Source organism: Arthrobacter sp. AOP36-A1-22, from assembly GCF_052377615.1.
Taxonomy (GTDB): Bacteria; Actinomycetota; Actinomycetes; order Actinomycetales; family Micrococcaceae; genus Arthrobacter_H.
In genome coordinates, this window is sequence record NZ_JBQSWX010000010.1 from 94,553 (window position 1) to 107,757 (window position 13,205).

Below are 13,205 nucleotides of genomic sequence, written 5' to 3' on the forward strand. Positions count from 1 at the left end.
AATGTCCGCATCGATCAGCGAACCGGCGCTGCGACTGCCGTCGCCCTCGGAGCTGCGCCCCGCACGTGAAGTGATGGACCCCGCCGACATGGGAGGAGCCCGCGCCACCCGGCACAGCTTCATCCGCACCATGATCCGCCGCGCCACGGCCCGGGGGTGGAAGATCAAACGCACCCACTTCGACATCGACGCCGATGGCTGCGGAGACGCCGTCTACCGGATTCGTGCCGAATCCATGACGTTCAGCTTCGTCATCTTCTCGCAGAAGACCGGCGAACACACCGACCGGGTGATCGCCAAGGCGTGGGACATCACCGCTGCCCTGGTGGAGGGAACCGTCGATGAGGAGCGGTTGGCCCGGCTCCGGACCCAGGTCCCGCTGCAGGAGCGTGGCCGGGCCGAACCCGGCTCGATCATCTGGACCCGCGCCAACCGCAGCGAACGGTTCTTTGAATACGTCGCCGATCGCCTGGCCCACGGTGAACAGCCCGACAGCGCGAAATTCGGGGGGTCGCCGTATGTCATCCGCAGCACCGCGTTCTACAGCAACGGCAAATGCGGTCTGGCCGACTACGAACACCTCACCGACGCCCACCCCTTCTCGGCCCCCTACCGGGCGCATATGCTCTCGGCCTGGTTGCTGCGCGAATTCAGCTACAACCTCGTCGAGGCCTGTGCCCGGCACCGCAACCCTGACGCCGCCACCCTGACCGGGGGCTGGCGCCACTACCTCGGCATGGGCAACGCGACGGGTCTGGGCATGGTGCCCTACGCCATCAACCACCCCGAGGTGCTCAACGCGTGGGCCGAACTGCGCGAGCTGCCGCTGGCCGAGGTCACCGGTCGCAGCACCGAAACCACGGACCCGGAGGTGGTCCGGGTGCTTGAACTGTTCGACCGCGCCATGGACTACCTCGAGGAGCAGGACCTGGATGTCTCCCAGCCGTTCCTGCCGGGACCGGAACTGGCAGACCGGGTGCGTCCGCTGCTGGAGGATCTGCGTCGCTGGTCCTCCACCGGGAGCTTCCGGGGTACCGAGACGAATCGGATCTGGAAGGCCCTGCACGCGGCGGCCGCCGCCTCCGGGCCCGAGGAGCGTGGTCTCGTCGCCACGATCCTCACCGAACTGACCGGCGACCTCGACGCGGAAGTAGAAGCCCGGCTGCGCTGTGATGAGTCCAGGCCCTTGGCTCCGGGCATGAGCTGCGCGGAACTGGCCCACCTCATCGACACCGACTACGAGTGGGTGGCCGACCACGACTTCGCCGATCCGGCCCAGAACCGCTACTTCTGGTTCTCCTCGGCGGACAACGAGGAACCACGCAGGGGAGTGCACGGACGGGACCCCGGGGAGAACGTCCAACACGGCGTCGATATTGCCCGTGCCGTCGCCGAACTGCGCCGCGACCTCCTGGCCGCCGACGCCGGGACCAGCGTGGCCGAGTTCCTGCTGTCCCACCCCTGGCACCGCCAGTTCACCGCCCGGGTCCAGAACATCGGGCCGCTGGCCTACGGCGAGGTCCACGATAATCTGCGCGGTGCCGAATTCCTGCCGTTGAACGTCCAGCGCTACCAGCTCTCGGTCTACGGCATGGAAAACTACACGCCGCAGTCCACCGACTGGCTGCGCGTGACACTGCTCTCCGGCGGTCCGCGGATCGCCGATCTGAAGGACGGCAGCATCACCGATGACTGGCTCTTCACCCAGCGCCCCACCCCGGAGGCAACGGCATGACCGCCCTTCATGAACAGGCCACCGTCGTGGACGGCCTGCAGATCAATAATTGGGACCGTGCCGTCCTGCAGGAACTGATCGACGGCGGTGTCAGCGGCGTCAACGCCACCTGCGCCGTCTACCACGGACCCCTGGAAACGCTGCAGGAGATCGGGGACTGGTACCAACTCGCCGCCCGCAACGCCGATCTGGCCTTCCTCGCCCACAACGCCGCGGATATCCGCAGGGCCAAGGCCGAGGGCCGGGTGGCCGTGCTGATGGGGCTGCAGAACACCAGCTCCTTCGGCGATGACTTCCGGATGGTGGAGGTCTTCCACAAGCTGGGGGTGCGCATTGCCCAGCTGACCTACAACATCCAGAACCTGGTCGGCGGCTCCTGCTACGAACCCTCGGATTCGGGTCTGACCCGATTCGGGGCGAACATCATCGCCGAGATGAACCGGGTGGGCATGCTGGTGGATCTCTCACACGTCGGCAACCGCACCTCGTTGGATGCCGTCGAGGCCTCCTCGGCACCCATTGCCATCACGCATTCGAATCCCACCTGGTTCGTGGACAACCCGCGGAACAAACCCGACGAGGTCATCCGTGCCGTCACCGACCGGGGCGGAATGATCGGGGCCTGCCTGTATCCGATCGTGCTCGGCGGGGAGACGACGAGTCTGGAACAGTTCTGCACCATGGTCGCCCGGATGGTCGACGACTACGGACCCGACCGGGTGGGCCTGGGCAGCGACTGCACCCGGAACTGGGGCCAGGACTATGTGGGGTACCTGCGCAACGGACGCTGGCAGCCACCGACCCAACCGGCTCCCGAATGGCCGGCCTGGCCGCATTGGTTCGCCGGACCGGAAGATTTCCCGCAATTGACCGAGGGCCTGCAGAAGGTCGGACTCCAGGAGTCCACCATCCGCGGGGTGCTCGGGGAAAACTGGCTCGACCTTTTCGACAAGGTCTTCGTCGGAAAGGATGCATGATGGTGGCAGTGATCTCCGAACACATCGAAACGAGGGAACACATGGACGGCACCGAGGACCGGATCGTGCGCATCGCGGTCCGCGAAATCAGGGAGTACGCCTTCCGGGCCATGGTGGCCCACGGGGCCTGCACTTCGGTGGCCCATGCGGCCGCCCACCAGGTGCTTTTCTCCCAGGTCCACTACGGCACCGGTTTCGCCGAGCTGCTGGACTGCCTGAAACAGCTGAACTGGAGCGCCCCCGCGCTGGCGTTTGAACGGAGCGAATACGACGGCGGTCACCGTTACGTGATCGACTCGAAAATTGACGTCGCGCCGCTGATGCACGGCACGATGCTCATCGAACTGGCAACGGCCCGGGAGGGCAACGTGGTCGTCGCCCCGGAAATCGACCTCGAGGCCGGTTTGCTAGACGCCCCGCTACTGGCCGCGGCAGTCCGTTGTGGGAAGACGGTCATGGTCGCTCGGCTCACTCGTGGCACCGCAAGCCACCATGGCACTCGTATCGCCACCCCCGCCGGCTACGTGGGACAGGTCAGGGTCACTTCCGAGGCCTTTGTCCCCGTCGGCGGGGCGGAACCCGGGACCCTCATCCGCACCCTGGACGAGGTCCCCGACGACAACTTCGCCCTCCATACCCCGGAGGAGCTGGCCCAACGCCGTGAAAATGCGTGGGCCATCGGATTGCCGGTGGACGGACGACTGTGGAAGACCATCAAGGCCGCCGCCGAGGGATATCTGGTAGGAGAAGACAATGCCTGAGATCGAACGCCACTGGCACCAGGACTCGAAGGTCCGCCCCTATTCGGCAGCGGCGGTGTTCGGCGGTGTCGTCTACGCCTGCGGACAGGTCCCCACGTTGGCCGATGGCAGCACCCCGGTCACGATGACCGATCAGGTGGCCGCCGCCTTCGACCACCTCGAAGAGGTCCTGGCCCAGGCCGGGGCCTCGCTGACGAGCCTGCTGAAGCTGACCGTTTTCGTGGCGGATTTCGATGAATTCGATGAGTTCAATGAGGCCTATCTGTTCCGGCTGGAAGGACATTCCCTTCCGCCCAGGACCACCGTGCAGGTCTCCCGGTTCCGGGGGGAGAAGCGTATCGAAATCGACGCCATCGCCGCCGTCATCGGTGAGAACACTGCCGTCTAGCACTACACCGCGTCAGGGATGCCGGGCCCGGTGTCCCGTTCCACAAGGGAGACATGACCATGGGCGAACCCAGCACCTGGTATTCCCGTCCAGCCGCCAAGAGGTGGCGGACCACAGCAGCGGGATCGGGGCTGGACTACCACCGCAGCTTGGCCGGCTATGCGCCCACGCCCCTGGTTGAGCTGCCGTCGCTGGCCGCCGAACTGCGGGTGGGGCGCGTCCTGCTCAAGGACGAATCCAGCAGGTTGGGGCTGCCGGCCTTCAAGATCCTCGGCGCCTCCTGGGCCGTGTGCCGGGCGCTCTGCCAGCGTCTGGGCCAGGACCCCGAGAGGATGACCGTGCCTCGACTGGCCGGACTCTTGCGCCAAGAGGGCGCGCCGGGAAAGCTGCCGGTGCTCGTCACGGCAACGGATGGCAACCATGGCCGGGCCATCGCCCGGATGGCCCGGCTGCTCGGGGTGGAGGCCCGAATCCATGTTCCCGCTGGACTCGGAGTCGCCGCGCTGGAGGGGATCAGGGGCGAAGGCGCCCGCCTCGTGGAAGAGGAGGCAGTGTACGACGACGTCGTGGCCAGGGCCGCCGCTTCGGTCGAGGGCAGCGAGAGGGATGTGCTGATCCAGGACACCGCCTGGGAGGGGTACACCCAGGCCCCGCAGTGGATCGTCGACGGATACACCACCCTGTTCCGCGAGATCGACGACGCCCTTCAGGCTCAGGGGGTCAGCCCGGATCTGCTGGCCTGCCCGGTGGGGGTGGGTTCCTTGGCCCAGGCGCTCGTGGAACATTATCGAAGCCGCCCAGGCCCAGGGCCGGCCCTGCTCGGGGTGGAACCGGACTCCGCGGCCTGCCTGACCCGATCGTTGCAGGCCGGGGCGCCCGTCACCGTGGATACCTCGGTTCCCACCCTGATGGCCGGGCTGAACTGCGGGAGCGTTTCCTCACTGGGCTGGCCGCTGCTCTCCGCCGGAATGGACGCCGCCGTCGGGGTCACCGAAGGCCAATGTCGCCGGGGGGTTCAGGATCTCGAGGAGCTGGATCAGGATGCTGGACCCTGCGGGGCCGCAGCGCTGGCAGGGACCCGGAACGCCCTGGCCGTGACCGCACGACGCCGGGAACTGGGCGTCACTGAAGACTCCGTCGTCGTACTGGTCAATACCGAGGGGCGGGCCGCCAACCCGCTGGTCTAGCGGGGCTGCTGCGCCACCGGTGCAACGGTCCGGAAGCCGAGATTGCTGCTGGCCGAATCCGGGGTGTTGGCCGACCGTGCTGAGACCCGGTACCGGTTGCAATAGGAATCGTGGCAGAGGAACGAGCCTCCCCGCATCACCCGCCCGGGGCCGGCAGCTGGCCCGGTAGGGTCCTTCAGCGGGGAGTTGCAGTAGTAGTTGGGGTCGAACCAATCGGCGCACCATTCCCAGACGTTCCCCGCCATCTCGTAGAGGCCGAACCCGTTGGGGGCGAACGTGCCCGTCGGAGCAGGTCCGAGATAGCCGTCCTCGAGGGTGTTCTGCACCGGGAACCTTCCCTGCCAGATATTGCACAGGTGCCCGCCGTCGGTGGCCAACAGCTCATTCCCCCACGCGTAGCGGCGAGATTCCAGGCCCCCGCGTGCCGCATGTTCCCACTGTGCTTCGGTGGGCAGGGACCTTCCGGCCCACCGGCAGTAGGCCACGGCGTCGTTCCACGAGACCTGGACCACCGGCGACTGCGGTTCCTGCCGCCAGGAGGAACGGGGCCCATGCGGATGGGCCCAGTCGGAGCCGCGGACGGTGATCCACCAGGGCACATCACTGGAGCGGCCGAGGATGTCGCGGTCGTCGGCGTCGACCAGCAGATGGAAGACCGCAGAGTAGCCGTACTCCTCGGACTCCGTGCGGAATCCTGTGGCCTGAACGAAACGGTTGAATTCGGCGTTGGTGACCGTCGTGGAATCGATGGAATAGGGCGAGAGTGACACGTCATGGACCGGAAGTTCCCCGTCGTGGGGGTATCCCTCGTCAAAGGCGTCGCCCATGCTGAAGGTTCCGCCGGTCAACTCGACCGTGTCGAGCAGGCGATGCTCTTTCGTTGCTGGCCCGGCGGCAGGTGCGGCAGAGGCGGCAGCAGCAGCCTCGGTGGTGTGGGCTGGCTCGGAGCGGGCCGGACCATGGCAGCAGGACAAGGAGTTCTCCTTCGGATCGGATGCGGTCACTGTATCGCGACCATGAAATCGGTGCCCCACCGCTGCAGCGCCTGCAGGGCGGCCCCATGGCTGGCCTCGTATTGAGTGCCTTCGTGGAGGACGAGTTCGGGGACCGGGAGCGAGACGGCGGTGCGTCGACGGGTTAGTTCCCGGAGGGCAGCTTCGTGGAGCGAAACCCCCAAATGCGCCAACTGGCCACTGAGGATGATCCGGCGGGGGTCGATGAGCATCGTCGCGCTGGACAATGCCACACCCAGCAGCGTCCCGGCCCAAGAGACCAGCTCGACGGCGCGCTGCTCTCCGTCGCCGGCCAGGGCGGACAGCTCCGACAGATCGGTGACCTCCAGCCCGTGATCGGTAGCGCGGCGCAGGATCGCCCCCATACCGATCAGAGCCTCCAAGCACCCTCGGGAGCCACACCAACACAGGGGCCCTGCCGGATCCATGCACAGGTGCCCCAGCTCCCCGGCGGCCCCGTGCCCTCCGCGGAAGATCTCGGTCCCGTCGATCAGTCCGGCGCTGATCCCGTCCGAGAGGACGACGTAGAGCAGGCCGGTCGTGGCCGCGGCAGGGGCCTCCCGCAGATGGCGGAGTGCTGCCAACCGGGTGTTGTTATCCCAGAGGACCGGGGCGGGGATGAGTCGACGCAGCCGCTCTAGGGGGAAACCTGCGGGGTCTGCGCCGGTGGCGTCCGGATCATCGGCGGCGGGCAGATGCCTTCCGGAGATCGCCACACCCGTTCCGATGATCGAATCCGCGGTGATGGTCCCGGAGCTGATCAGGGCACGGACCGAACGCAGGGCGATACCTAGCCGGTGAGACAAACTGGGTCCGGCTTCGAAGGTGGTGAGTTTCTGGGCGAGGACTGTTCCGTCCAAAGCGGCGACGGTGACGGCCACGCGCGCCCGCCCCACTTCGATTCCCAGCGCGGCTCCAATGGTGCTGCGCGGGCGCAACAGGACCTGCGGCCTGCCGTTGCGTCCGGCCCCATAGGCAGCCAGACCGGCCTCCTCCAACAGGCCCCGCTCGATGAGACGAGTGACCGCGGAGGAGATGGTGGGACGCGAAAAACCCAGCTGCTGCTGCAAACCAGAACGACTCGTGGGGCCATCCTGAAGCAGTGTTTGGACAACCCGTTTATCGGTAGTCGAGAGTTCACCCTGGGCATTCATACCTTGGAGCCTAGCGGAACTTGATAAGAATCGACCAGAATTTTTGTTGCACAGAAATGACTTAGGTAAATGTGCTTGTCGTAAGTAGCGTCAGTGGATAGTGTGACCTGTATGACATCGCAAACAGCTCCCGCCGACAGCGGGCGGGGCACTATTCCTTCACAGGAAACCCCGGGCCCGCGGCCACCGCGAAAAGAAGCCCGCCAGCCTATGTCCACGCAGACCTTGCGGATCATCAGCGTTCTAGCAGTTATCGGTGGCATCGCTGTCTGGTGGCTCGTCTCGGCCAGCGGTCTGGTCGTGATCCCCGGGCCCGTCGCCGTGGCGGCGAAGGGCGTGGAAATGGGTCAGTCAGGGGTTTTGATCTCGGATATCGCAGCCAGCCTGGCCCGTGTGCTGAGCGGTTTCCTGCTGGGCGTTCTCTTGGCCATCCCCGTGGGCTTCCTGATGGGCTGGTACCCGTTATTCCGGTCCATCCTGGAGCCATACGTCCAGTTCTTCCGCACCGTCCCGCCGCTGGCCATCATCCCGTTGGCGATCGTCCTGATGGGCATCGGCGAGACACCGAAGATTTTCGTGATCTTCCTGGCCTCGTTCCTTACCTGCGTGGTCTCGACGTTCCAGGAGGTCGTGACCGTTGAAAAGACGCTGATCAACGCGGCCCGGGTTCTGGGAGCTTCCAGCTTCGTCGTGTTCCGACGAGTCGTGGTGCCGGCGTCGAGCCCGTTCATCCTCGTCGGCATGCGCGTGGGTTTGGGTGCTTCATGGGCCACCGTGGTGGCCGCCGAGCTCATCGCCGCACCCAGTGGATTGGGCTTCCGCATGCAACAGGCGCAGCTGTACTACGACCTCCCCACCATCTTTGTGGACCTGATTGCGATCGGTCTGCTGGGGCTGATCATGGACCGCATCCTCCTGCTGCTTGAGGCCCGCCTCACGCGCTGGCAAGAACGACGATAGAGAGAAGACGATCATGCCTCGTGCGACCACCAAGCCGATGATCCAGTTCGAAAACATCCACCAGGAATTCATGCTCGGCGGAGAGATCTTCACCGCCGTAGAAGATGTGTCACTGGACGTCGCCGACGGGGAGTTCGTCACCGTCGTCGGCCCCTCGGGATGCGGGAAGTCCACCATCCTCAACGCAGCAGCCGGACTGTTGGAACCGACCAGCGGACGGGTCCTCGTCGACGAAGAGGAGGTCACCGGTCCGAGCCCGCGCACCGGGGTGATCTTCCAGCAATACGCACTGTTTCCGTGGCTGACCGTACGCAAGAACGTCGAGTTCGGTTTGGAACTACAGAAAGTCCCCGCGAAGCAGCGACGCCACACCGTCGACCACTATCTGGAACTGGTGGGGCTCACGGCGTTCGCCGAGGCACTTCCCAAGGAGCTGTCCGGCGGGATGAAGCAACGGTGCGCCATTGCCCGCGCCTATGCGGTCAACCCGGAGATCCTGCTCATGGACGAACCCTTCGGAGCTCTGGACGCCCTCACCCGCGTGCATATGCAGGAACAACTCCTCGAGACGTGGGGGCGGGAACGGCGCACCGTCCTGTTCGTGACCCACGACGTCGACGAAGCCGTATATCTGGCCTCGAAGGTCATCGTCATGGCGGCCCGGCCCGGCAGGATCTACAAGGTGGTTGACGTCGGCCTTCCCTACCCGCGGGACAACGACCTGCGCATGACCCCCGAATTTTCCGAGCTCCGCTCACAGGTCTGGGACGCGGTCTACAACCAGCCGGACTCCGATACCGAAAACAGCGGATAAGGCACCAGCCTCGTTTTCGTTCCGCACCACCGACATCCACTCAGCACACCTCTGGAGGGCATCATGAACCTGAACAACACCAAACGCCGGGATTTTCTCGCCGGTGGCCTCGGCCTCGCCACCATCGCCGCGCTGACGGCCTGTGCCGGCTCCGAATCCAGCGGCTCGTCCGGCGGGGCGGAAAAGATGCCCATCAAGGTGGGCTACATCGCCGACTATAACGGCGCCGCCCTGCTCGCCCTGGCCAACGAAGAAGGGTATTGGGATCAGGCCGGGCTGAAGCCCGACTTCGTGCCCTTCACCAATGGACCGTTGGCGATCCAGGCGCTGGGAACCAATAATGTGGATGTCGCGTACATCGGGTCGGGAGCCCTGTGGCTTCCGGCATCGGGCAAGGCAGAGATCTGGGCGCTGAACACCGTGTCCAACGCCGACCGGGTCATCGCCCAGCCGGGGATCTCCTCGATGGAGGACCTGAAGGGCAAGAAGGTCGGTGTCCCCGAGGGGACGTCGGGGGATCAGCTGCTGAACCTGGTCCTCAAGAAGGAGGGCCTGAAGCGCGAGGACTTCGACATCGTCACCATGGATCCCTCGACGGCTGTTTCGGCCTTCGCCTCGGGACAAATCGACGGAGCGGCCCTGTGGTACCCGTTGATCGACAACATCAAGGAGCGCGTCCCGGACGTCGTCGAACTGGCGGCCAATAAGGACTACCTGGACGACTTGACCTTCCCCAGCTCCTTCGTTGCGGCAGCGGGCCGGGCGGAGAAGGACAAGGAGCTCGCGCAAAAGTTCATTTCCGTGGTCAAGGCCTCCAACGACTTCCGGCAGGAGAACACGGAAAAGAGCCTCTCGGCTTCGGCGAAGTTCCTGAAGGTCGGGGAGGAAACGCTCAAGCCGCAGGTCGACGTCGCGATCACCTTCACCAGTGCCGAGCTGGAGGAGAAAACCAAGGACGGAACCATCGGCAAATGGCTCAAGGGCTTGGAGGAGCAGTTCCTCGCCGACGACAAGATCGACAAGATCGCCGATCCGAAGACGTTCTACACCGGCGACTTGTACGTCGAAACGAAGAAGGCATAGGTCAATAGAGTTGGAACCGACACAGAAGAAGCGCAACATCCTGTTCCTGATGACGGATCAGCAGCGCATCGACACGCTGGGCTGCTACGGGAACAGTTCGGAACACACCCCGCATCTGGATGCGATGGCCGAACGCGGCACCGTGTTCGAGCGGGCCTACACTCCGACGGCCATCTGCACTCCGGCACGGTCCTCGTTGCTGACGGGGAAGCATCCGTTCGAGCACGGACTGTTGGCGAACTACGAGTGGAATTCCGGTGCCCGCGAGGAATTGCCCGACGGAACTCCCACGTTCGCCGATGAACTACACCGCCAGGGCTACCGGCTCGGACACGTCGGCAAATGGCATGTGGGCCGCCATCGCGGACCGGAATACTACGGTTTCGAGGGCAAGCACCTGGCCGGGGCACTGAACACCTTCGACGACCCGGACTACGTTCAGTGGCTCGAGGACCACGGGCATCCGGCCTTCAAGATCGTGGAACCTGTCTACACCACGGCCTCCGACGGTTCGCAGGGACACCTGATTGCCGGGATCACCGAGCAGCCGACTGAAGCGACCTTCGAGGCCTGGCTGGCCGACCAGACCATCGCCAAGCTGCGGGAATTCGCTGCGGGGACCGGCGCCGAAGGGAACGACGACGGGACGCCGTTCTTCCTGTCCTGCCATATTTTCGGTCCTCACCTTCCGTACCTGATCCCACGCCAGTGGTACGACTTGGTGGACCCGAGCGATATCGAATTGCCCGGTTCCTTCGCCGAAACCTTCCACGGCAAACCTCAGGTCCAGCAGACCTACGCCGAATACTGGTCCACGGAGTCCTTCAGCACCGAGGAGTGGAAGAAGCTCACCGCCGTGTACTGGGGCTATGTCGCCATGATCGACCACGAGATCGGCCGCATCCTGGCCGTGGTGGACGAGCTGGGGCTGGCCGATGACACCGTCACCATGTTCACCGCCGACCACGGAGAGTTCACCGGGGCCCATCGCCTGAATGACAAGGGCCCGGCCATGTATGAGGACATCTACCGGATCCCCGCGATCGTGGCGGAGCCCGGGCAAGAAGGACGGCGCGAGGAGAAGTTCGTCTCGTTGCAGGATTTCACGGCGTCGTTCATCGACATTGCCGGCGGCAACGCAGAAGGCATCCGCGGCGAATCGCTGATGCCGGCCTGCACCGCACCCCTGGGACAGGAGTGGAGGACCGAAATCGTCTGCGAGTTCCACGGCCACCACTTCCCCTACGCCCAGCGGATGATCCGGGACTACCGGTATAAATACATCGCGAATCCGGAGGGGATCGATGAGCTCTACGATCTGGAGGCCGACCCCGACGAGCTGAACAACGTCGTGGACGTCCCGGTCTACCGCCCGGTGCTCAAGGACCTGCGCCTGCGCCTGTACCAGGAGCTGATCAGGCGGGGGGACCGTTTCTACCAGTGGCTGGCCTTTGCCGGGGACATCGATCCCGCCGATCGGCTTCGTCCGGAGACCGCCGTCGAACGCTTCATCGACGCCTAGGGTGTGCAGAAGGCCCGGGTTCCTCCCAGCAGGGAAGGAACCCGGGCCTTCGCCGTTCCCGGATCAGTAGGGGATCGCGTAGATCCCCGCACGCACTGCAGGGTCCACCCCGGTGGGCAGCACGAGCTTCTTCAGGAAGGCCGCGTCGCCGGTCTCCAGGCACCAGGCGAGCAGCCGGGCGCGGAAGTCCTCCAATACCTCGTCGAAGGCCGATTCGGCGGCCAGATTGCGCATTTCGCCCGGATCCGCGATCAGATCCACGAGCTGTTCGCGGTATTTTCCCCAACTATAGACCGAATACTTATACCGTTCCCCGATGAAGGCCCGGCCCAAGGTGGAGCCTTTGTCGCCGGTCCCGAAAGCCGTTTCGATCGCGACTCCGTCGTCGCTGGTGCGCGGCTGCGCCAGGACATCGTGCCCGGTGGCCCCCGGCGGTGCATTAATGCCGGCCACCCCGCACAGGGTGGGGATCAGATCCACTCCGAGGGAAATGAGCTGCTCGGAGACCTGTGAAGCGCCGATACCGGGGCCACGCATGAGCAGCGGGATCCTGACGGTCTCTTCCTGCAGGGAGGTCTTTTGGTTCCAGCCGTGGGAGGCGTCACCGTCTCCGTGGTCGCTGGTGAAGAGCACTACGGTGTCATCGGCCAGTCCGTGCGCCTCCAGCGAGTCCAAGATCGAACCGATCTGTCCGTCCGCCCACTCGATGAGTCGGGCATAGGTGTGTCGATACAGGCGCCAATCATCGGCGGTGAACTCGGAGGTCCCGTAGGACGGCTCGGCCTGAGTGCGTTCGTACGTCAACGCCTGGGGACTAGCTGGCGGTGTCGCGAAGTTCGCCGGCAGGGGAGGAGCATCGCGGACGGAAGCCGGCGGGGGGACATCACCATAGGGCAGATGCTGTCCGCGGGCGTATTCGCAAATGGTGTGGGGGTTATCGAAGGAAGCGAAGAGCAAGAACGGCTTCTCCTGCTGCTGCCGGGTCCCCAACCAGGCGTCGGCGGCCTCGGGAAGCCCCAGATCACCGAAGGGGTGGATCACCTCGAACCCATCGGCCTCGACGGCACTGGCCCCCGGGGCATGCCATTTGCCGGCGTACGCGCAGTCATAGCCTGCGGAAGTGAACCAGTGCCCCAGGCTTTCGGGGGAGCGGCCCGGGGTCTTCTCGGAGACGCCGGCATTGCCGGAAATACCCAACTCGTGGGGGTACCGCCCGGCGACCAGCGAACTGCGGGCCGGAACGCAGAGCGGAAAGGTGGTGTATGCGCGGTTAAAGCGAAGGCCGGCCCCGGAAAGTGCGTCCAAACAAGGAGTCTGGACGATTTCGGAGCCGGCACAACCCAGCGCGTGGGCGGCCCACTGGTCGGCCATGATGATCACGATATTCGGCCGGCCGCCAGTGGGGACGTTCACTACTTGCCCATGCCCAGGGTCAACCCCTCGGTCAGGCGGCGCCCCAGCCAGAGGTAGACCACCAGCATGGGAATGACGACGATCACCAGCCCGGCGAACAACCCGCCCCAGTCGGCACCCGAGTAGGTCTGCTGCTGGATGAAGGAAATGAGAGCCACCGGGAGGGTGTAGTTCTCGGTGGACTGCATCAGCGTCAAC

12 protein-coding genes and 1 pseudogene are annotated in these 13,205 nt (G+C 65.1%); 9 read left to right on the plus strand and 4 right to left on the minus strand.

What is annotated here, in order from left to right:
* Position 1: 1 nt before the first annotated feature.
* The 5 genes from ACT3S2_RS08220 to ACT3S2_RS08240 are packed head-to-tail and all read left to right on the plus strand — an operon-like array spanning position 2 to position 5,048.
* The gene (locus ACT3S2_RS08220; protein WP_443384023.1) at positions 2-1,735 is read left to right on the plus strand and encodes a hypothetical protein; all 1,734 of its coding nucleotides are present in this window, start codon (positions 2-4) and stop codon (positions 1,733-1,735) included.
* Positions 1,732-2,712, plus strand: coding sequence for a membrane dipeptidase (locus ACT3S2_RS08225; protein ID WP_443384024.1), 981 nt, complete (start codon positions 1,732-1,734; stop codon positions 2,710-2,712). The genes ACT3S2_RS08220 and ACT3S2_RS08225 overlap by 4 nt, the downstream gene beginning before the upstream one ends.
* Positions 2,709-3,473: a hypothetical protein gene (locus ACT3S2_RS08230; RefSeq protein ID WP_444555162.1), complete on the plus strand. Its 765-nt coding sequence runs from the start codon at positions 2,709-2,711 to the stop codon at positions 3,471-3,473. Before ACT3S2_RS08225 ends, ACT3S2_RS08230 begins: the two co-directional genes overlap by 4 nt.
* Positions 3,466-3,861, plus strand: coding sequence for a RidA family protein (locus tag ACT3S2_RS08235; RefSeq protein WP_444555163.1), 396 nt, complete (start codon positions 3,466-3,468; stop codon positions 3,859-3,861). The genes ACT3S2_RS08230 and ACT3S2_RS08235 overlap by 8 nt, the downstream gene beginning before the upstream one ends.
* Positions 3,862-3,920: 59 nt before the next feature.
* Entirely contained in the window at positions 3,921-5,048 is a 1,128-nt protein-coding gene (locus tag ACT3S2_RS08240; RefSeq protein WP_443384027.1) for a diaminopropionate ammonia-lyase, read from the plus strand.
* Here the strand turns inward: ACT3S2_RS08240 and ACT3S2_RS08245 are convergent.
* Together ACT3S2_RS08245 and ACT3S2_RS08250 are read right to left on the minus strand one after the other, a co-directional pair.
* Positions 5,045-6,052: a formylglycine-generating enzyme family protein gene (locus ACT3S2_RS08245; RefSeq protein WP_443384028.1), complete on the minus strand. Its 1,008-nt coding sequence runs from the start codon at positions 6,050-6,052 to the stop codon at positions 5,045-5,047. The two genes, ACT3S2_RS08240 and ACT3S2_RS08245, sit on opposite strands and share 4 nt — an antisense overlap.
* Positions 6,049-7,215, minus strand: coding sequence for an ROK family protein (locus tag ACT3S2_RS08250; protein WP_443384029.1), 1,167 nt, complete (start codon positions 7,213-7,215; stop codon positions 6,049-6,051). The genes ACT3S2_RS08245 and ACT3S2_RS08250 overlap by 4 nt, the downstream gene beginning before the upstream one ends.
* A 210-nt stretch (positions 7,216-7,425) precedes the next feature.
* Here ACT3S2_RS08250 and ACT3S2_RS08255 point away from each other — a divergent pair, with 210 nt between their 5' ends.
* The 4 genes from ACT3S2_RS08255 (at position 7,426) to ACT3S2_RS08270 (ending at position 11,594) form a co-directional block, all read left to right on the plus strand.
* Positions 7,426-8,175, plus strand: coding sequence for an ABC transporter permease (locus ACT3S2_RS08255; protein ID WP_443384030.1), 750 nt, complete (start codon positions 7,426-7,428; stop codon positions 8,173-8,175).
* Positions 8,176-8,188: 13 nt separating this feature from the next.
* Complete coding sequence (locus tag ACT3S2_RS08260) at positions 8,189-8,989, plus strand: ABC transporter ATP-binding protein (protein ID WP_086994322.1); 801 nt, start codon at positions 8,189-8,191, stop codon at positions 8,987-8,989.
* A 63-nt stretch (positions 8,990-9,052) separates the two neighbouring features.
* Positions 9,053-10,072 carry an aliphatic sulfonate ABC transporter substrate-binding protein gene (locus tag ACT3S2_RS08265; RefSeq protein ID WP_086994324.1) on the plus strand — a complete coding sequence of 340 codons (1,020 nt, stop codon included), beginning with the start codon at positions 9,053-9,055 and terminating at the stop codon, positions 10,070-10,072.
* Positions 10,073-10,082: 10 nt separating this feature from the next.
* Positions 10,083-11,594 carry a sulfatase-like hydrolase/transferase gene (locus tag ACT3S2_RS08270; protein WP_241895507.1) on the plus strand — a complete coding sequence of 504 codons (1,512 nt, stop codon included), beginning with the start codon at positions 10,083-10,085 and terminating at the stop codon, positions 11,592-11,594.
* Between the two features lie 63 nt (positions 11,595-11,657).
* Here ACT3S2_RS08270 and ACT3S2_RS08275 read toward each other — a convergent pair whose 3' ends face one another.
* Together ACT3S2_RS08275 and ACT3S2_RS08280 are read right to left on the minus strand one after the other, a co-directional pair.
* Positions 11,658-13,007: a sulfatase family protein gene (locus tag ACT3S2_RS08275; RefSeq protein ID WP_444561513.1), complete on the minus strand. Its 1,350-nt coding sequence runs from the start codon at positions 13,005-13,007 to the stop codon at positions 11,658-11,660.
* Positions 13,007-13,205: pseudogene (locus ACT3S2_RS08280) on the minus strand (carbohydrate ABC transporter permease); the annotation flags it as partial. The pseudogene ACT3S2_RS08280 and the gene ACT3S2_RS08275, both read right to left, overlap by 1 nt.